Source organism: Nocardioides potassii (genome assembly GCF_021648885.1).
Taxonomy (GTDB): Bacteria; Actinomycetota; Actinomycetes; order Propionibacteriales; family Nocardioidaceae; genus Nocardioides; species Nocardioides potassii.
Genome location: NZ_JAKJHZ010000001.1, coordinates 42,092 through 60,480, shown reverse-complemented (window position 1 = coordinate 60,480; position 18,389 = coordinate 42,092). Strand labels below are relative to the sequence as shown.

Genomic DNA, 18,389 nt, shown 5'->3' with positions numbered 1-18,389 from the left:
CTAGAGGCCCATCCGTCCGCGTCGCACGAGGAGCAGGAAGAAGGGGACACCCACGACCGCGGTCATGATGCCGACCTGGACCTCCGACGGCGGCAGGACGACCCGTCCGACGGTGTCGGCCAGCAGCACCAGCACGGCGCCGTACCCCGCGCTCAGCGGCAGCAGGTGGCGGTGGTCGGAGCCCGTCCGGGTGCGGACGAGGTGGGGCACGATCAGGCCGACGAAGGCGATCGGCCCGGCCGCGGCCGTCGCCGTGCCGGCGAGCAGGACGATCGCCAGGCCGACGAGCAGCCGGTCGCGCGTCGTGTGCCGACCGAGGCCGGCGGCCATCTCGTCGCCCAGCGCGAGGGCGTTGAGGGTGCGGCTCAGGACCAGCGCGAGGACGGTCCCGGCCGCGAAGACGGGCGCGAGCGAGACGACCAGGTCCCACGACCGGCCGCCGATCGAGCCCACCTGCCAGCGCCGCATCACGTCGAGTGTCGTCTGGTCGACCAGCTGCACGGCGACCGTCCAGCTGCTCGCGGCGGCGGCAAACGCAGCGCCGGCGACGGTGAGCTTGGCCGGGGTGGCGCCGTCGCGGCCGATCCCCGCGATCGCGTGCACGGCGAGCGAGGCGAGCGCGGCGCCGACGAGCGCGAGGACGACGTACGCGGTCATGCTGCCGACCCCGAGGTAGGCGATGCCGAGAACGATCGCGAGGGCGGCGCCGGAGTTGACGCCGAGGATGCCCGGGTCGGCGAGCGGGTTGCGGGTCAGGCCCTGCATGCACGCGCCGGCCAGCCCGAGCGCAACGCCGACCAGCACACCCAGGACCGTGCGGACCGCCCGGACCTCGAGCACTGTGCGGTCCGCGCCGGCCTCCAGCAGCGCGGTCGGCGCGACGAGCCGCGAGCCGATCAGCACCGACGCGGCGACGGCGACCACCAGCAGCCCGAGCAGGACGGCGTACGCCGTCACCGGTCCGGCCGCGGAGGTGCTCCTCGGCCGGGCCGGTCGCCCCAGCTGCTGCGTGGCGGTGGTCGTCATCGTCGGGTCAGCGCTGTCGGATCAGGACGGGGTGGAGCCGTCGCCGTCGACGGCCGCGGCGACCTGGGGGATGTAGCGCTCCATGCCGACCGGGATCGAGAGCGGGGACGGCGCGGAGAGCCCGATGGCCTCGGTCAGCTCGACGGTGGCGTACCAGCGGTTGTCGGCCACGGCCGGGATCTGCTGGAACAGCGGGTCGTCGGCGAGCTCCTGCACGTTGTCCTCGGAGGTGGCGTAGGTCAGGAACACGTCGGCGTCGAGCTGCTCGGTGCGCTCGGCGGAGATGTTGAAGAGGAACTGGCCGGGCTCGCTGCGCTCCTCGACGAACGGCGAGTTGACCATGCCGAGCTCGGCGAGCAGGCGCGGGCGGTTGTCCATCTTGGTGTAGACGTAGAACGACGACGGGTCGGCGTTGGGTCCGGCGAAGGTGAAGGTCTTGCCCTCGAGCTGGGGGTACTTCGCAGCGGTGTCGGCGATGACCTGCTCGGTCTCGGCCTTCAGCTCGTCGGCCACGTCACTGCGGCCGAGTGCCTCGCCGACCATCTCCAGCGACTCCTGCCACGTGGTGTTGTAGGGCGCGTTGGGGTAGGCGACGACGGGGATGCCCGCCTCGGTGAGCTTGTCGTACTCCTCCTGCGTCATGCCGGACTGCGTCGCGGTCACCAGGTCGGGCTGGAGCTTGACGATCTCATCGACCGGCACGCCGTCGGTGGTGCTGAAGCGGGTCGGCTGCTCCGCGCCGTCGATGTCGGCCAGCGCCTCGTCGAACCAGTCGGACGAGCCATTGGCGTTGCCGGCGTACTCGATCTTGTCCGCGCCGACCGGCACGACGCCGAGCGACAGCGGGTAGTCGGCCTCCGCGTAGCCCACGGCGACGACACGGGTGGGCTCCTCCTCGATCGTGGTCTCCCCCAGGGCGTGCTCGATCGTCACCGGGAAGGCGTCGGACTCGACCTGCGTGGTGGCCGTCGGCTCGGCGGCCGTGTCCGCGGTGGTCGAGCCGGTGCTGCAGCCGGTGAGGGCCGCGGCGACCAGCAGGCCGGTCATGGTGGTCGCGGCGAGCGTGCGCTTCATCAATGCTCCATCGAGGTGAGGATGACCTAACTAAGGTCAGCCTAACCATGAGCGCCGGCATTAACGCAACGCGGGTGTGCCCTAATCCACGATGCGGGACCGGATCGGCGTCAGATCTCCGTGCGGTGGAAGTTCTGGAAGGACCGGCTCGGCGTCGGGCCGCGCTGGCCCTGGTAGCGCGAGCCGTACTTCTCGGAGCCGTAGGGGTGCTCGCTCGGCGAGGAGAGCCGGAAGAAGCAGAACTGGCCGATCTTCATGCCCGGGTAGAGCTTGATGGGCAGCGTCGCGACGTTGGCCAGCTCGAGGGTGACATGGCCGGAGAAGCCGGGGTCGACGAAGCCGGCGGTCGCGTGGGTGAGCAGGCCGAGCCGGCCGAGCGAGGACTTGCCCTCGACGCGCGCGGCGACGTCGTCGGGCAGGCTCACCACCTCGTAGGTCGAGCCCAGGACGAACTCGCCGGGGTGCAGGATGAACGGCTCGTCGCCCTCCGGCTCGACCTCGCGGGTGAGCTCGGACTGGTCGGCCGCCGGGTCGATGTGGGGGTAGCGGTGGTTCTCGAAGACGCGGAAGAACCGGTCGAGGCGTACGTCGATGCTGGACGGCTGCAGCATCTGCGGGTCCCACGGGTCCAGCGCGATCCGGCCGGCGTCGATCTCGGCGATGATGTCGCGGTCTGAGAGCAGCACGCGGCCAACCTAGCGCCCGCGCCGTTGGTCGAGGAGCGACGAAGTCGCGTCACGAGACCTCTTGCAGAATGTCCCGGTGACCTTCCACCGCTACGTCGCCATCGGCGACTCGTTCACCGAGGGGGTCGGCGACCCCGACCCGTCACGCCCCAACGGCCTGCGCGGCTGGGCCGACCGCGTCGCCGAGGTTCTCGCCACCCGGACCGACGACTTCGGCTACGCCAACCTCGCGATCCGCGGCCGCAAGCTCGGCCCGATCGTCGCCGAGCAGGTCGACGCGGCCATCGCGCTCGAGCCCGACCTCATCACGATCCACGGCGGCGGCAACGACGTGCTCCGCCCGCGCGTCGACATCGACGCGATCGCAGCGACGTACGACGCCGCGGTCGCGCGCCTGGTCGCGACGGGCGCGTGGGTCGTGATGTTCACGGTCTACGACCCGGGCGCCGGTGGCATCTACGGACCCGTCCGCGGCCGGATGGCGATCTTCAACGAGTGGGTCCGCGAGATCGCCGACCGCCACGGCGTGACCCTCGTCGACATGTGGCGGATGCGCGACGTCGAGATCGCCGCCGCGATGGACGCCGACCGGATGCACCTCAACTCCTTCGGCCACACCTACATCGCCCGAGCCGTGCTCGACGCCCTCGGCGTCACGCACACCATCCCGCCCGTCGAGCTCGACCCGCTGCCCGTCCTCGGACGCCGGGAGACCTGGGCGGCCAACGCCCAGTGGACCCGCGAGTTCCTCGTCCCTTGGGTCCACCGCCGGGTCACCGGCCGCTCCTCCGGGGACACCGTCTCCGCCAAGCGACCCGGTCTGTCCGAGGTGCGCTGAGCGGTCCGGTATCGTTCGGCCAGCCGTCGTCGTACGGCATGCGGATGTAGCTCAGTTGGTAGAGCGCGACCTTCCCAAGGTCGATGTCGCGAGTTCGAGTCTCGTCATCCGCTCCAGTCCAGATCACCTGACCGGGCACTTCCTGCCCGTCTCCGGCGCCGACCGGGCAGTTCCTGCCCGTCCGCCCTCCGCAAGGTCCAGGAAGTGCCCAGTCGATGTCCAGGACGGGCACGAAGTGCCCGGTCACCTGCAATCGTCGATGGGGCACTTGCGAAGGATGTGACCAGAGGGGACAGTGGGGCGTCCGTGTTCTCGGATCGAAGGCCCTTCCCCCATGCCCGTGCTCCGCCCGCTCGCCCAACGCCTCGCCCATCGCATCGCTGCCGACGACACGTCGCGTCCGCTCTGGCGGCACCCCGCCACGATCGCCGCGGCTGTCCTCGCGCTGACCCTCGGCGCCGTCCCGCTGCTCCCGGACGGCGACGAGGAGCGGGACGCCATCACGCCGGCAGCCGAGTCGGCCCCGCGCGCCGGAACCGCGGGCCGCGGCAGGGTGACGACCGAGATGCGCGCCGAGATCGAGCGGGTCGTCGCCGCCGGCGCAGTTGCGCGGCTGGCTCAGGGACGTACGGCGGCGGCGCGCGCGGCGGTCCGGTGCGCGACCTTCGACGGCCAGCGCTACTGCCTCGGCTTCGGCTGGACCAACCAGTCGCGCGAGACCCTGACCGCCCGGCTGGAGAGCCCGCCGGTCTTCGGCCGGCGGGCCGAGCGGACCGGCGACCTCGACGCGGACGGCGTACTGGGTCGGGCCATGGCCCGCAGCGACGCGGAGCGGGAGGAGGCCGAGCGCGCCGAGCTCACGATGGCAGCGCAGTCGGTCGGGAAGGTCTGGATGCTGCGCCACGAGGTCCAGGGGGTCGCGCTTCCCGAGGACTTCGCCGAGGACCACCCCGAGGTGACCACCGGCTCGGGGATCGACGCCCGCGGCGGGTACGGCGCGTCGTACCCCACGAAGGACAAGATCCTCACCAGCAAGGTCGCGAAGGCGCAGCACCAGACCTGGTGGTGCGGCCCCGCCACGATGCAGGCGATCGGCTGGAGCTCGCAGGGACAGCGGAAGACGCAGGCCTACTGGGCGCGTCGCCTCGGCACCACCTCCGCCGGCACCGCGATCTCCGACATGGTGCGGGTCGCCAACAACAAGACCGACTACGACGAGGAGACCGCCGCCGGACCCTACGTCGTGCTCGACATCAGCGACTTCACGTTCAAGCAGTGGTACCGCGTGATGATGCGCCACATCACCGACTACCGCGCGCCGGTGATCCTCCACCCGGTGCTCCTCAAGCAGTACTACCCCTACCTCGACGACGACGCGAGCGGGCACTTCCAGGTCGGCCGCGGCTTCGACCAGGACCCGGACGGCAACCGGAAGATCGGCTACTTCGAGCCGTGGGACCAGTCACGGTTCGACCCCAGCGAGCCGGCGATCGAGCGCGTGCAGTGGCGCAACGCCTACAAGTCCTACCGGGCCAACCTCGACCACTTCCAGCACAACATCGGCGTCTGACGTGCACGGGCGTACGACGACCACGCTGGCGCTCCTGGTCGTGCTGACGGGCTGCACCGGGACCGACGCACCGACCGACGACCCGGCGACGCCGGAGCCGTCGAGCGCACCCGCCGGCGGGACGCTCGACGACCCGGCGACGGTCGAGCCCAGGGAGGCGCTGCTCGACTGGAACGCCACCGGCTACGGAGCCGCGAGCCGCGCCGTCATCGGCGAGCGGTGGACGGGCATCGTCCCGGACGACCAGTCCGCCGCCTGCGTGTCCGACCGCACCGCCACCGGGGGTGAGGACGAGGTCGAGGAGTGCATCGAGGTCACCGCGGGGGCGGGCCGCACGATCTCCGAGCTGCTGATGAGCGAGGACTGGGCCGTGGTGGTCACGCAGGACACGGCGGAGACCGCGCCCAGCAAGGTGGTGGCGATCGACCTCGCCACTGGCGAGGAGCATGACGTCGTCTCCCCCGTCGCCGCGAGCGGTGGTTCCTGGGCGCTCACCGGCGGCGACCTCTACTACCCGACCTACGGCGACGGCGGCGCCTACTGCCTCGCGACCAGCGCTCTCGCCGACAGCAACGGCGAGGACGGCTGGTGCGCCCCGCTCCGGACCGGCTTCTCCAACCTCACGGCGAGCGAGCACGGCGTCGGCATGATGACGTTCGACGACGGCCGCCCCGCCTGCCGGACGCTCAACATCCTCGAGGCCGGCGTGCCGCGGCCGATCGACGGTCCGACCGAGTGCACCGGCTGGGACGTCGCCGCCACTGCCGACGGCGTCGTGTGGTCGGAGGTGCCCAGGCCGCGCCGACAGGAGGAGGCCGTCTTCCGCGCGTCGGCCGGCGGCGAGTACTTCGACCTCGGTCCGGGCACCACCGGCACCGCGCTCCCCTGCGGCGACTCGGTGTTCTTCGTCCGCGACCCGCAGGGCCCTGACGAGCCCGCACGGCTGATGCGCTGGACCCCGGACCACACGCTGGAGGTCGCCTACGAGTCTCGCTCGGTCGGCAACGCCTTCCTCGGCGAACCGGCCTGCGGCGGCGGGGTGCTCACCCTGTCGTCGTACGGCGAGGAGGGCGACGAGATGGTGTGGGCTACCGTCACCTGACGTGAGCTTCACCGGATTCCCCGTCGCGGCGCTGGACTTCTACGACGACCTCGAGATGGACAACTCCAAGTCGTTCTGGGAGGCCAACAAGCAGGTCTGGAAGGACTCGGTCGAGGCGCCGATGAAGGCGCTGGTCGCCGAGCTCGAGCCGGAGTTCGGTCCCGCCAAGGTGTTCCGCCCCTACCGCGACGTCCGCTTCGCCAAGGACAAGACGCCCTACAAGACCCACCAGGGCGCGTACGTCGGCGCCGGCCCGTCGACCGGGTGGTACGTCGAGATCTCCGCGCGCGGCACCCGGGTCGGCGGTGGCTTCTACGACGCCGACGGGCCGCGACTGTCCGCGATCCGCGAGGCGATGGCCGACGAGAAGTCCGGCACGGCGCTCGAGCGGGTGCTGAGGCGACTCGAGAAGGACGGCTTCGAGATCGGCGGCGACCGGCTCAAGACCTCGCCGCGCGGCTACGACGCGAACCACCCCCGCATCGAGCTGCTGCGCTGCAGGCAGCTGATCGCCAACAAGTCCTACGGCTTCGAGGCCGACGCCATCGACGCGAGCCTGGTCGACCGGGTCCGCTCGGACTGGAAGACGCTGCGCCCGCTCGTCAGCTGGCTGCGCGCCGTCCCGACCGACTGACCAGCACTGTTCTGGCCCTCGACGGCTCGCGTTCACGCAGTCGTCGTACGCCCCGACGAGGCTGGCGCCATGGCCAAGCGACTGTTCCTGCTCCACCTCGGTCCCGACACCGTCGACCTCGACGAGATGCGCGAGGACCTGCGCCTCGGCCGGGTCGCCACCCCGGACGTCGACGCCGAGGTGCTCGACCTCGCCGGCATCGAGATCACCCGCGCCCACAGGGCCGCCGGGATGAGCCGCAAGGAGGTCGAGGGAGCGTGGGCGAAGGTGTGCCGCAGGGCATGGAAGGCGAAGGCCGACGTGTTCGCGAGCGTCCCGGCGTTCTTCGACGCCACCTCCGAGCAGGCCGCGCTCGCCCTCGACGGGCTCGCCGGCTTCAAGGTGGTCCTGGTGGTGACGAGCGGCTTCGCGGCACAGCCGCCGGCCGCGTGGGTGTCCCTGGTCAAGCCCGACCGGGTGCACGTGCTGCCCGACAACCTCGGCGACGAGCAGCTCGCGGCCCAGGTGGCGAGGATCGCGCTGATGGAGGAGGAAGCCCGCCTCGACAAGCGGCTGGCCAAGGTCGCCCGGCGCCGCAAGCAGGTCAACCGGCGGCTGGCCGCCTGACCCTCTCGCTGGTCGACGAAGGCGCCCTGGCGCCTGTCACGAGACCACGGATCGAGCGGGTCTCGCGACGGTCGCTGCGCGACCTCCTCGACCAGCGGTGTGGCTCAGTGGGGCTGCCAGGCGTCCTCGTCCTGGGTGAGCGCGTCGACCGTGGTGGGCAGGCTGCCGTCGGCGAGGTCCTGGATGGTCACCTGCTCGAACACCGAGCGCAGCGAGCTGCGGGCGGCGATCCACACGCGCTGGAGCACCTGCGCCGAGTCGTCGTACTCCACGGCCTCGGGCCGCAGGCCGTAGACCGAGACGAGCGGGCCGTCGACAGCCCGGATGACGTCGGCCACGCTGACCGTGCCGGGGTCGCGCGCGAAGCGCCACCCGCCCGACTGGCCGCGCTGCGACACGACGACGTCAGCACGTCGGAGGTCGGCGAGGATCGCCTGGAGGAAGCCGTGGGGGATGCCCTGGGCCTTGCCGAGCTGCTCGGCGCTGACGGCCGTGCCGTCGGTGCGCACCGCGATCTCGATCAGGGCCCGGAGGGCGTAGTCGGCTTTGGCGGAGACGCGCATAGGTGCAGTTTGTCAGATATGTCGGCAGAGACAGTGGTGCTTGGCCCCGTCTGCTCCGGACGTGTCCGTACGCCGCCCCTCCCGCGCGCTGCGGACGTGGCGGCGTACGACGGCGTGCGTCAGGCCGGAGCGGCCTCGAGCTCGCGCTCGTCGGCAGCCTCGGACTTCGCGCGGCGCTCCTGCTTGACGGCCCAGACGATGCCCGAGACCCAGAGGACGAAGATCACCGCAGCGGCGGTGGCGACGCCGACGCCCGGGACGCCGAAGGCCTCGAGGAGCGTCTTGGAGTTGGTGAGGATGATCAGGCCACCGGCGGCGACGCCGAGGACGCGGGCCGCGAGGTGCTTGACCAGCCAGGCGGCGATCGGGGCGGCGACCACGCCACCGGCGAGCAGCGCGACGGCGTAGCCCCAGTTGATGCCCTGGGAGCCGAGGCCGAAGATGAAGCCGAGCGAGGCGCCGACGGCGACGACGAACTCGGAGGTGTCGATCGACCCGACGACCTTGCGGGGCTCGAGGCGACCGCTCGACAGCAGCGAGGTGGTGCCGACCGGTCCCCAGCCGCCGCCACCGACGGCGTCCAGCGTGCCAGCGACGAGGCCCATGGGGGCCAGGAAGAACGCGGACGGGTGGCCCTTGAAGGTCGGGCGGGCGCCGCCCAGCTTGAGGAAGCGGTAGACGACGTAGAAGCCGAGGCTCAGCAGGATCACGGCGACGACGGGCTTGGCGACGGCGGCGTCCATGTTGGACAGCAGCGTCGCGCCGATGAAGGCGCCGATGAAGCCCGGCAGGGCCAGGATCGACACGGTGCGCCAGTCGACGTTGCCGAACTTGTGGTGCGAGGCACCGGAGACCAGCGACGTGCCGATCTCGGAGAAGTGGACGGCGGCCGAGGCCGCGGCCGGGGCGACGCCGGCAGCGAGCAGGAGGGTCGAGGACGTCACGCCGTAGGCCATGCCCAGGGATCCGTCGATCAGCTGGGCGACGAGGCCCACGAAGCCGAGAACGATGAGCTTGCGCACGTGCAGGCACCTTCCACTGGGGTCAACGCGATGAGTCGAGTGTCTGAGGTTTGTCAGGTGAAACAGTAGAGATAGTGGGCGTGATAGGCAAACCCGCGCTCCCGTCCGGCGCGCCCTGCCGCCCGGGGCGGCGTGACCGGTGACATCCACCGTTCGTGTTGCGCGCGACGAGCCCGCGAGGCATCATCTTGTTACCGACCAGTAAACTGATCGGTAGCACTGACCGCAGACCCCTCGCACACGGACAGGTGGAACGCACGTGAGCCACTACAAGACCAACCTCCGCGACATCGAGTTCAACCTCTTCGAGGTGCTCGGCCGCGACGACGTGCTCGGCACCGGGCCGTTCGGCGAGGTCGACGGTGAGACCGCCCGCGAGGTGCTCGCGGAGGTGGACCGCCTCGCCCGCGAGGACCTCGCCGCGTCCTACGTCGACAGTGACCGCAACCCGCCCGTCTTCGACCCGAAGACCAACACGGCGCCGCTGCCCGAGTCGTTCAAGAAGAGCTACCAGGCGTGGGCCGACGCCGAGTTCTGGCGCCTGCAGATCAACGAGGACCTCGGCGGCACGCCCGCCCCGTCGTCGCTGATCTGGGCGATCGGCGAGATGGTGCTCGGCGCCAACGCCCCGGTGTGGATGTACGGCGCCGGCCCCGCGTTCGCCGGCGTGGTCCACCGCAACGGCAACGAGCGCGACAAGCGCATCGCCCAGCACATCGTCGACAACGGCTGGAACACCTCGATGGTGCTCACCGAGCCGGACGCCGGCTCCGACGTCGGCGCCGGCCGCACCAAGGCCACCCCCAACGACGACGGCTCGTGGAACATCGAGGGCGTCAAGCGCTTCATCACCTCGGCCGAGTCCGACCTCTGCGACAACATCATCCACCTCGTGCTGGCCCGCCCGGTCGGCGTCGAGGGCGCCGGCGGCCCCGGCACGAAGGGCCTGTCGCTCTTCATCGTCCCGAAGATCCACTTCGACCACGAGACCGGTGAGCTGACGGGCGAGCGCAACGGCGTCTACGTCACCAACGTCGAGCACAAGATGGGCATCAAAGTGTCCAACACCTGCGAGCTCACCTTCGGCGACTCGTCCGTCGGTGGCGGCGAGCCCGCGAAGGGCTGGCTGCTCGGCGAGGTCCACGACGGCATCGCGCAGATGTTCCAGGTCATCGAGAACGCGCGGATGATGGTCGGCACCAAGGCCATCGCCACCCTCTCGACCGGCTACCTCAACGCCCTCGAGTTCGCGAAGGAGCGCGTCCAGGGCGCCGACCTCACGCAGGCCGCGGACAAGACGGCCCCGCGGGTCACGATCACCCACCACCCCGACGTACGTCGCTCGCTGATGACGCAGAAGTCGTTCGCCGAGGCGATGCGCGCGCTCGTCCTCTACACCGCCACCTGGCAGGACCAGGTCATGCTGGCCGAGCACGCCGGCACCGCCGGCTCCGACGAGGCCCGCCTCGCCGCCGCCGTCAACGACCTGCTGCTGCCGATCGTGAAGGGCTACGGCTCCGAGCGCTCGTGGGTGCTGCTGGGCACCGAGTCGCTCCAGACCTTCGGCGGCTCGGGCTTCCTGCAGGAGTACCCGATCGAGCAGTACGTCCGCGACGCCAAGATCGACACCCTCTACGAGGGCACCACCGCGATCCAGGGCCAGGACTTCTTCTTCCGCAAGATCGTCAAGGACCAGGGCCGCGCGCTGGGTCACCTCGCGAAGGAGATCGAGGGCTTCATCGCCTCCGAGGCCGGCAACGGTCGCCTCAAGAACGAGCGCGCGCTGCTCGCCACCGCGCTCGAGGGCGCCAACGCGATCGTCGGGCACATGATCAACGACCTGATGTCGTCGCAGGACGAGGTCCGCAACATCTACAAGGTGGGCCTCAACACCTCGCGCCTGCTGATGGTGCTCGGCGACGTGGTCTGCGCCTGGCTGCTCCTGCGCCAGGCCGACGTGGCCCTGCAGAAGCTCGCCGGCGAGGTCTCCGCGAAGGACAAGGCCTTCTACGAGGGCAAGGTCGCGGCCGCGCAGTTCTTCGCGCAGCACAACCTGCCGAAGATCTCCTCCGAGCGTGCCATCGCCGAGGGCATCGACCTCGACCTGATGGACCTCGACGAGGCCGCCTTCTGATCGGTCGAGCGCGCCTCGCTGGTTGAGGTGCGAGGAGCTCCAGCGACGAGCCTCGAAACCTGCGTCTCACGTATGGTTTCGAGGCTCGCTCCACTCGCACCTCAACCAGCGGGCCGCACGTCTCGATGACAGGTGTCACGGGGAGGTCGTGACAACTCCACGGGGAGCCTGGCGCCGTACGGCGACATGCTCAGGGCCATGAGCACACCAGCCATCCATGCCACCGGCCTGCGGAAGTCGTTCCGCACGACCGACGGCTCGAGCGTGACCGCGGTCGACGATGTCGATCTGACCGTCCAGCCCGGCGAGATCGTCGCGTTCCTCGGCCCCAACGGCGCCGGCAAGACCACGACCGTCGACATGCTGCTCGGCCTGACGTCGCCCGACGCCGGCACGATCGAGGTGTACGGCGCCACGCCCGCCGAGGCCGTCCGGCTGGGGCGCGTGTCCGCCGTCATGCAGACCGGCGGGCTGCTCAACGACTTCACCGTCGCCGAGACCGTGCAGGCGATCGCCGCTCTCCACGGACGCCCGGACCGCGTCGACGTGGTGCTCGAGCGCGCCCGGTTGACGGGCCTGGCCGGTCGCCGGGTCGAGGCGTGCTCGGGAGGCGAGCAGCAGCGGCTGAAGTTCGCGCTCGCGCTGGTGCCCGACCCCGATCTGGTCATCCTCGACGAGCCGACCACCGGCATGGACGTCGGCGCCCGCCAGGAGTTCTGGCAGGCCATGCGCGAGGACGCCGCACTGGGCCGGACGATCGTGTTCGCGACCCACTACCTCGCCGAGGCCGACGAGTTCGCCGAGCGCACGGTCCTGATGAACCACGGACGGATCGTCCACGACGCCGCGACCACGGACGTGCGGGCGGCGTACGGCGGTCGGACCGTCACCTTCCGCCCGCCGGCAGACGTGGTCGGGGCCGCCGGCATCGACCCCGCCTGGCTGGCACGGGTGCGCGCGGCGCTCGCCCCGCTCGGCGTGGGCGACCTCGAGGTCTCCGCTGCCAGCCTGGAGGCGGCCTTCCTCGCCCTGACCGCCGAGAGCGGCACGACCAGCAACGACGACGCCCTGACCGGAGCCGCACGATGACCACCACCGCCCTCACCTCGGCCGTCCCGTCCGGGCGCACCGCTCCGCGCCCCGCCATGGTGGCCTACGCCCGCCTCGACCTCCGCCGCCAGCTGCGGGATCGGATGGCGATGTTCTTCATCGTGGGGCTGCCGACGTTCATGTACCTCGTGTTCGGCCTCGGCTCCGACGACCGCGTCGGCAGCGGCAACGTCGCGATGTACATCATGATCTCGATGGCCTGCTACGGCGCGGTCACCGCCACCACGGGGATCGCCGGCAGCGCGGCGACCGAGCAGGTGATGGGCTGGGGCCGCCAGCTCGGGCTCACCCCGATGCGACCGCTCGGCTTCGTCGCTGCCAAGGCCGCGCTGGCGATGGTGGTCGCGGCGATGCCGGTCACCCTGATCTTCGCCATCGGCGCACTGACCGGCGCCCGCGGCGCGTGGAGCGACTGGGTGCTGGGCGCCGCGATCGTCTGGCTCGGATCGGCCCTGTTCGCGATCTACGGCCTCGCCGTCAGCCTGGTCTTCCGCGGGGCCAACGCCGCCGGCATCGCGTCGGGCTTCATCGTGATCATGGCGTTCCTGGGCGGCCTCTTCACGCCGATGAGCGGGATCATGCTCGACATCGGCCGGCTCACCCCGCTCTACGGCTACGCCTCGCTGGCCCGCTACCCGCTCACCGACGGGTGGCTCCCGGTCGGCGGGCACGACCCGCTGTGGCTGCCGGTCGCTAACGTGCTCGCGTGGACGGTGATCTTCTCCCTGCTGGCGATGTGGGGCGTACGACGCAGCCGGGCGCGGACGTGAGCCAGGCGGCGCACCACCCCCTGCCCGACAACCCCTGGGAGAAGTGGGGGTGGGCGTTCGCCTCCATCTGGCTCTTCTTCCTCGTCTTCCCGATCTCCGCCACCCTCGACGCCGACGCCCCGTCGCTCGCGAAGGCGTTCACCCTGACGTGCATAGCGGGGTTCGCGGTCGCCAACGTCCTGGGCTACTCGCACCGCCGGAGCACGTGGGTGAGCCTCGGCCTGATGGTCGCCCTCGCCCTGGCCACCGTGCCGGTGATCGGCATCGACGTCATCTCGTTCACCCCCTACGTCGCGATCCTGTCCGCGCTCGAGCTGCCCGCTCCCGCGTGGAAGTGGGCGGTCGGCCTCTGGGCGGCGGTGCCGATGCTGTCGCTGCTCGACATCGACGGCTTCCCGACCTACTTCTTCCTGATGCTGTGGCCGGTCATCCTCGGCGGGGTCATGCTGCGCCTGTTCGGCGAGCGCGAGCAGGTGGCCTACGCCGCGCGCAGCGAGTTCGCCCTGGTCTCCGAGCGCGAGCGGGTGGCCCGTGACGTCCACGACGTGCTCGGCCACTCACTGACCGCGCTGTCGGTGAAGGCGGAGCTGGCCGCTCGCCTGGTCGACCTCGACCCGGAGCGGGCCAAGGAGGAGCTCGAGTCGATCCAGGCGACCGCCCGGCAGGCGCTCGCCGAGGTGCGCGCGACCGTCGGCGGGCTGCGGGCGGGCAACCTCGAGGCCGAGCTGGCCGCCGCCCCGCGCGTGCTCGCCGACGCCGGGATCACCGCCACCGTCGTGGGCGACGTCGCCGACACCGACCCGCGGCACCGTGCGCTGATGGCGTGGGTGCTGCGCGAGTCGGTCACCAACGTCGTACGCCACGCGCGGGCGCGGTCCGTCGTCATCGAGCTCGGCCCCGACGGGATCGCGGTCACCGACGACGGCGCCGGGTGCGACGGCCCGGAGGGCAACGGCCTGCGCGGCATGCGCGAGCGGGTGAGCGGTGCCGGCGGCACCCTCGAGGTCTCCCCCGGCACCCCGGGGACACGCGTGCGGGTGGCGCTCCCGTGATCCGGCTGCTGCTGGCCGACGACCAGGCCCTGGTGCGCGGCGCGCTGGCGGCGCTGCTCGACCTCGAGTCCGACCTCGAGGTGGTCGCCCAGGTCGGCCGCGGCGACGAGGTCGTCGAGGCGGCGCGCGCGTCCGCCGCCGAGGTGTGCCTGCTCGACATCGAGATGCCCGGCCTCACCGGCATCGACGCGGCCGCCGCCCTGCGCCGCGAGCTGCCGGACGTGCGGTCGCTGATCGTGACGACGTTCGGCCGGCCCGGCTACGTCCGGCGCGCGATCGAGGCCGGCGCCTCCGGCTTCGTCGTCAAGGACACGCCCGCGCGCCAGCTCGCCGACGCCGTACGCCGGGTGCACAGCGGGCTGCGGGTGATCGACCCGGACCTCGCCGCGGAGTCGCTGATCGACGGCCCGAGCCCGCTGACCGGACGCGAGCGCGAGCTGCTGACGCACGCCCTCGACGGCTCACCCGTCGCGACGATCGCGGCGCGGGTGCACCTCTCGGAGGGCACGGTGCGCAACCACCTGTCCGCCGCGATCGGCAAGACCGGCGCGACGACCCGCAGCGAGGCCGCGCGGATCGCTCAGGACCGCGGCTGGCTCTGAGCGGTCAGCGCTGGGGCGCCAGGAAGCGGTAGGTGACGGTGAAGCGGTCCACGTCCACGGAGTCCGCACCCCGCGTCGTGAAGCTCCAGGTCACCGCGGCCGGGACGACCACCTCGTCGCCGTCCTCGTCGTAGACCGTGCGACCCGCGCCACCAGAGGGGTGGGTGACCCACGGCGTCTCACCACCGGTCGAGCCCCGTACGACGGCCCGCGACGCCGACGACGACCCGAGCGCCAGCTCGCCGGCATCGTCCTCACCGGCGGTGGTCGGCGCACCCGTGAACGCCACCCTGGCCTCGGCGACGCCTCGGACACCGGTGGCGTCGGGGACGAGCACCTGGTGGGACCGCGAGGCGAGGGGGTACCTGAACTCCCCGGTGCAGTCGACGGAGCGGTAGCTGAGACCCTCGGCGAAGAGGGTGCTCGGCACCACCGACCCGCACGGCACGTAGTCGCCGCACCCGCTGCCCAGGCACGGGTCGCTGTACGCGCTCTCGACCGGCGTGACCGTCTCCGTGCGCTCCTGCCACCCGAGCTCGTCGTCGGACACCCAGATCCTCAGCGGCTCGGACCGTCCCGAGTTGCCGGCGAGGTCGCGACCCGAGGCGACCGCGGTGTAGCGGCCCGCCGGGAGGGGCCTGCCACCGCGGACGGCCGCCCAGTCCACGGTCCGCCCCGTGCCGAACGAGGGACCGTTGGGGCCCATCCGTCGCTCGTCGAGGTCCGCGCGACGCACGACGCGACCGGCGGAGTTGCGGATCACGAGCTCGAAGACGTCGACCTTGTTGTCCCAGACGTTCGCCGTGATCGGGAGGGTGTCCTGGACGACCGTGGTGCGCGGGTACACGCGCGCGGGCACTCCGGGGCCGGCGCCGTAGGTGGGAGCGGCCAGCGTCGGGTCGAAGTGGGTGTCGACCTGCACCTTGTCGCTGGCGCGGGAGGAGAGGGAGCCGGAAGCGGGGTCGGCGTCGAAGAGCTGGATGACGTAGGCGCGGTCGATGACGACCTTGCCGGACTGGTTCCGGCCGTTCCAGGTCCAGGTGTGCCGTCCCGCGGGCTGCCACCCGAGGTCGACGCGGCGCTGGACCGTCCGGTGGCGTGCCGGGCCGATCGTCAGGCGCACGTGGGTGCGCTGGGGCAACGTGTATCGGAAGGCGACGGTGTCCTGCACCCCGTCACCGTTCGGCGAGAACCGGCTCGGCCCCTGGATCGTGTAGCGAGCGGGAGTCGCGGCGTCGGCGGGCAGCGCGACGAGCGCGGGCAGCGCGGCGAGCGCGGGCAGCGCGGCGACGGCGAGGCCGACGACGACACGAGCGAGACGGGAGACCACGAGCACTCCTTGCGGACGATGGCACCCTGCGTGCCGCGCAGAGCGTAGACGCAGACGGGGCGCCGGAAGTTGCCGGCGCCCCGTCACGCGTCCTGCGGTGCCACGGTCACATCTCGCGGCGCTCCTCCACGTGGGTGGTCCTCGAGCGCTGGTTGTTCATGACCAGGCCCAGCACGAGGGCCAGGACGCCGGCGATGACGAGGATCCAGCCCACCGTCTGCGGGTCGACCACGTCCTGGACGGAGGCCGGGAAGTCCTTGATGGCGAACAGCAGGATCAGGCCGATGACGAGCAGCAGGATGCCGATACCGATTCCCATGACGACTCCTTTGTCGGTGGCGCAGCCGGCTCGGGACCGGCCATCCCTTCCAGCGTAGGACCGCCGGACGCACGGGCGGCGCAGCCTGCTCCCCCGGAGGGGTGGGTGCGCCGCCGGCGTCGGCGCCCCTCGGGCTCCCGGCCCAGCCCTAGGCTGCACTGCATGTCAGACCAGCAACGTCTCGCCGCGCTCGTCGCCGTGTGGTGGGAGGCGGTGGACTCGTTCACCCGCGTCCTCGAGCACGTCGCCGACGACCAGTGGGCGACGCCGACCGATCTCCCCGGGTGGGACGTGCACGCCGTCGCCGCGCACACCGCGCACCTCGAGTCGCTCCTCGCCGGACGCCGGCACGAGGAGGTCGAGATCGGCGACGCCCCGCACGCCGTCGGCACGATGGGGCACTTCACCGAGCAGGGGGTCGTGGTCCGCCGCGACGAGTCGCCGGACGCGCTCATCACCGAGATCCGCGAGTCGACCACCGCGCGGCACACCCAGCTCCTCGCCGATCCCCCGACCGACCCCGCGGCACCGGCGCCCGGGCTCTTCGGCGCGATCGGGTGGAGCACCGGCCTGCTGCTGCGCAACCGGCCGCTGGACGTGTGGATGCACGAGCAGGACGTGCGTCGCGCGCTCGACATGCCGGGCAACCTCGACTCGGCGTCGGCGCTGCACGCCGCGAGCTACCTGATGGAGAGCCTGCCCTTCGTCGTCGGGAAGCGGGCGCAGGCACCTGCGGGCGACGTCGTACGGCTCGAGGTGGACGGGCACGAGCCCGTGTCCGCCGTGGTCGGGGAGGACGGACGGGGCCGCCCCGCCACCGCCGGGGACGGGCAGCCTGCCGTCACGCTCGGCATGGACCGCGAGACCTTCATCGTGCTGGCCGGGGGGCGCCGGCCCGCCGAGCCCGGCGTCGTACGGATCTCGGGCGACGAGGACCTCGGGGCCCGCGTCGTGGCCGGACTGGGCGTGACGCCGTGAGCGGGGCCGCCTGGAGCACCGACGACATCGGCGACCTCACCGGCCGCACGGCGCTGGTCACCGGCCCGACGCAGGGCGGCCTGGGCTTCCACATCGCCCTCGAGCTCGCCCGCCACGGCGCCCGCGTCGCGCTCGCCGGACGTACGCCGGCCAAGCTCGACGCCGCGGCCGAGGCGATCACCGCCGAGGTGCCCGGCGCCCGGCTCGACCCGGTGGTCGTCGACCTCGCCGATCTCGGGTCGGTGCGCGAGGGCGCTGCCGCGGCCGCCGACCTCGGACCGCTCCACCTGCTCGTCAACAACGCCGGGATCATGGCCCCACCGCTGCGCCGGACGGCCGACGGGCTGGAGTCGCAGATGGCGACGAACCACTTCGGCCCGTTCCTGCTGACCGGCCTGCTGCTCGACCGGCTGGTCGCGTCGGGCGACGCCCGCGTGGTGACGCTCTCCTCGCAGGCGCACCGGCTGGCGCGCTCGGCCCCGTTGGGCGACCCGCGGGCGCAGCGGCGCTACAGCCGCTGGATGGTCTACGGGCAGACCAAGCTCGCCAACCTGCTGTTCACCCACGAGCTCGACCGGCGGCTCCGGCAGGCCGGGCTGCCGGTGTCGGCGCTCGCGGCCCACCCGGGGCTGGCCGGGACGCACCTGGTGGTCAACGGGCAGATGCGCGGGATCGAGGCGCGCGGTGAGGCGATCCTCGACGCCGCGGTGAAGGCCGTGTCGCAGTCCGCCGAGGCCGGCGCCTGGCCCGCCCTCATGGCCGCCACCGCGGACCTGCCGGGCGGGACCTACGTCGGTCCGGGTGGTCCGGGTGAGGCCGGCGGCCGGCCGCGCGTGGTGGGCTCGACTGCGCTCTCCCACGACGCAGCGGCGCAGCGGCGGCTGTGGGAGCTGAGCGAGGAGACGGTCGGGCTCTCCTATCCCTGACGCCTGAGGACGCCATGGACGTCGCCGGCCGGGTGACTCGTTCGCCA

Annotated in this window: 19 protein-coding genes and 1 tRNA gene; 13 read left to right on the top strand and 7 right to left on the bottom strand. The window is 72.0% G+C overall.

What is annotated here, in order from left to right:
• The 3 genes from L2K70_RS00295 to dcd all read right to left on the bottom strand — a co-directional run bounded on the left by L2K70_RS00295 (position 1) and on the right by dcd (position 2,786).
• Positions 1-1,026, bottom strand: a complete 1,026-nt coding sequence (locus L2K70_RS00295; protein ID WP_236397288.1) for a FecCD family ABC transporter permease — start codon at positions 1,024-1,026, stop codon at positions 1-3.
• Between the two features lie 21 nt (positions 1,027-1,047).
• The gene (locus L2K70_RS00290) at positions 1,048-2,100 is read right to left on the bottom strand and encodes an iron-siderophore ABC transporter substrate-binding protein (protein WP_236397285.1); all 1,053 of its coding nucleotides are present in this window, start codon (positions 2,098-2,100) and stop codon (positions 1,048-1,050) included.
• A 110-nt stretch (positions 2,101-2,210) separates the two neighbouring features.
• Positions 2,211-2,786 carry a dCTP deaminase gene (gene dcd / locus L2K70_RS00285; protein WP_236397283.1) on the bottom strand — a complete coding sequence of 192 codons (576 nt, stop codon included), beginning with the start codon at positions 2,784-2,786 and terminating at the stop codon, positions 2,211-2,213.
• Positions 2,787-2,862: 76 nt separating this feature from the next.
• On the opposite strand from dcd, the gene L2K70_RS00280 reads away from it, so the two are divergent.
• From L2K70_RS00280 to L2K70_RS00255, 6 genes are all read left to right on the top strand, one after another.
• Positions 2,863-3,624, top strand: coding sequence for an SGNH/GDSL hydrolase family protein (locus L2K70_RS00280; RefSeq protein ID WP_236397280.1), 762 nt, complete (start codon positions 2,863-2,865; stop codon positions 3,622-3,624).
• Positions 3,625-3,664: 40 nt separating this feature from the next.
• Positions 3,665-3,740: transfer RNA gene (locus L2K70_RS00275), tRNA-Gly, on the top strand.
• Positions 3,741-3,958: 218 nt separating this feature from the next.
• Positions 3,959-5,194 (top strand): C39 family peptidase, encoded by a 1,236-nt coding sequence (locus L2K70_RS00270; RefSeq protein ID WP_236397277.1) that lies wholly within the window; start codon positions 3,959-3,961, stop codon positions 5,192-5,194.
• A 1-nt stretch (position 5,195) separates the two neighbouring features.
• Complete coding sequence (locus tag L2K70_RS00265) at positions 5,196-6,296, top strand: hypothetical protein (RefSeq protein WP_236397274.1); 1,101 nt, start codon at positions 5,196-5,198, stop codon at positions 6,294-6,296.
• Between the two features lies 1 nt (position 6,297).
• Entirely contained in the window at positions 6,298-6,930 is a 633-nt protein-coding gene (locus L2K70_RS00260) for a DUF2461 domain-containing protein (protein WP_236397272.1), read from the top strand.
• Positions 6,931-6,999: 69 nt separating this feature from the next.
• Positions 7,000-7,536 carry a hypothetical protein gene (locus tag L2K70_RS00255; RefSeq protein WP_236397269.1) on the top strand — a complete coding sequence of 179 codons (537 nt, stop codon included), beginning with the start codon at positions 7,000-7,002 and terminating at the stop codon, positions 7,534-7,536.
• A gap of 104 nt (positions 7,537-7,640) precedes the next feature.
• Here L2K70_RS00255 and L2K70_RS00250 read toward each other — a convergent pair whose 3' ends face one another.
• Together L2K70_RS00250 and L2K70_RS00245 are read right to left on the bottom strand one after the other, a co-directional pair.
• A complete protein-coding gene (locus tag L2K70_RS00250; RefSeq protein ID WP_236397267.1) occupies positions 7,641-8,099 on the bottom strand; it encodes an RrF2 family transcriptional regulator in 459 nt (152 codons plus the stop codon).
• A gap of 119 nt (positions 8,100-8,218) precedes the next feature.
• Entirely contained in the window at positions 8,219-9,121 is a 903-nt protein-coding gene (locus L2K70_RS00245; protein ID WP_236397264.1) for a sulfite exporter TauE/SafE family protein, read from the bottom strand.
• A gap of 259 nt (positions 9,122-9,380) precedes the next feature.
• Here L2K70_RS00245 and L2K70_RS00240 point away from each other — a divergent pair, with 259 nt between their 5' ends.
• From L2K70_RS00240 to L2K70_RS00220, 5 genes are all read left to right on the top strand, one after another.
• Positions 9,381-11,255: an acyl-CoA dehydrogenase gene (locus tag L2K70_RS00240; RefSeq protein ID WP_236397261.1), complete on the top strand. Its 1,875-nt coding sequence runs from the start codon at positions 9,381-9,383 to the stop codon at positions 11,253-11,255.
• Positions 11,256-11,453: 198 nt separating this feature from the next.
• Positions 11,454-12,344 (top strand): ABC transporter ATP-binding protein, encoded by an 891-nt coding sequence (locus L2K70_RS00235; protein ID WP_236397259.1) that lies wholly within the window; start codon positions 11,454-11,456, stop codon positions 12,342-12,344.
• On the top strand, positions 12,341-13,135 hold the full coding sequence (locus L2K70_RS00230; RefSeq protein ID WP_236397256.1) for an ABC transporter permease: 795 nt from the start codon (positions 12,341-12,343) through the stop codon (positions 13,133-13,135). The genes L2K70_RS00235 and L2K70_RS00230 overlap by 4 nt, the downstream gene beginning before the upstream one ends.
• Positions 13,132-14,187 (top strand): sensor histidine kinase, encoded by a 1,056-nt coding sequence (locus L2K70_RS21440; protein ID WP_236397254.1) that lies wholly within the window; start codon positions 13,132-13,134, stop codon positions 14,185-14,187. The genes L2K70_RS00230 and L2K70_RS21440 overlap by 4 nt, the downstream gene beginning before the upstream one ends.
• Entirely contained in the window at positions 14,184-14,789 is a 606-nt protein-coding gene (locus L2K70_RS00220; protein WP_236397251.1) for a response regulator transcription factor, read from the top strand. The genes L2K70_RS21440 and L2K70_RS00220 overlap by 4 nt, the downstream gene beginning before the upstream one ends.
• 4 nt (positions 14,790-14,793) lie before the next feature.
• Here the strand turns inward: L2K70_RS00220 and L2K70_RS00215 are convergent, their stop codons facing one another.
• Together L2K70_RS00215 and L2K70_RS00210 are read right to left on the bottom strand one after the other, a co-directional pair.
• On the bottom strand, positions 14,794-16,119 hold the full coding sequence (locus tag L2K70_RS00215) for a FlgD immunoglobulin-like domain containing protein (RefSeq protein WP_236397248.1): 1,326 nt from the start codon (positions 16,117-16,119) through the stop codon (positions 14,794-14,796).
• Between the two features lie 106 nt (positions 16,120-16,225).
• A complete protein-coding gene (locus L2K70_RS00210) occupies positions 16,226-16,438 on the bottom strand; it encodes a DUF6458 family protein (protein ID WP_236397245.1) in 213 nt (70 codons plus the stop codon).
• Positions 16,439-16,600: 162 nt separating this feature from the next.
• Between L2K70_RS00210 and L2K70_RS00205 the strand changes: the two genes are divergently transcribed.
• Positions 16,601-17,416, top strand: a complete 816-nt coding sequence (locus L2K70_RS00205) for a maleylpyruvate isomerase family mycothiol-dependent enzyme (RefSeq protein WP_236397242.1) — start codon at positions 16,601-16,603, stop codon at positions 17,414-17,416.
• The gene (locus L2K70_RS00200) at positions 17,413-18,342 is read left to right on the top strand and encodes an oxidoreductase (protein ID WP_236397239.1); all 930 of its coding nucleotides are present in this window, start codon (positions 17,413-17,415) and stop codon (positions 18,340-18,342) included. Before L2K70_RS00205 ends, L2K70_RS00200 begins: the two co-directional genes overlap by 4 nt.
• The last annotated feature ends 47 nt before the right edge of the window (positions 18,343-18,389 follow it).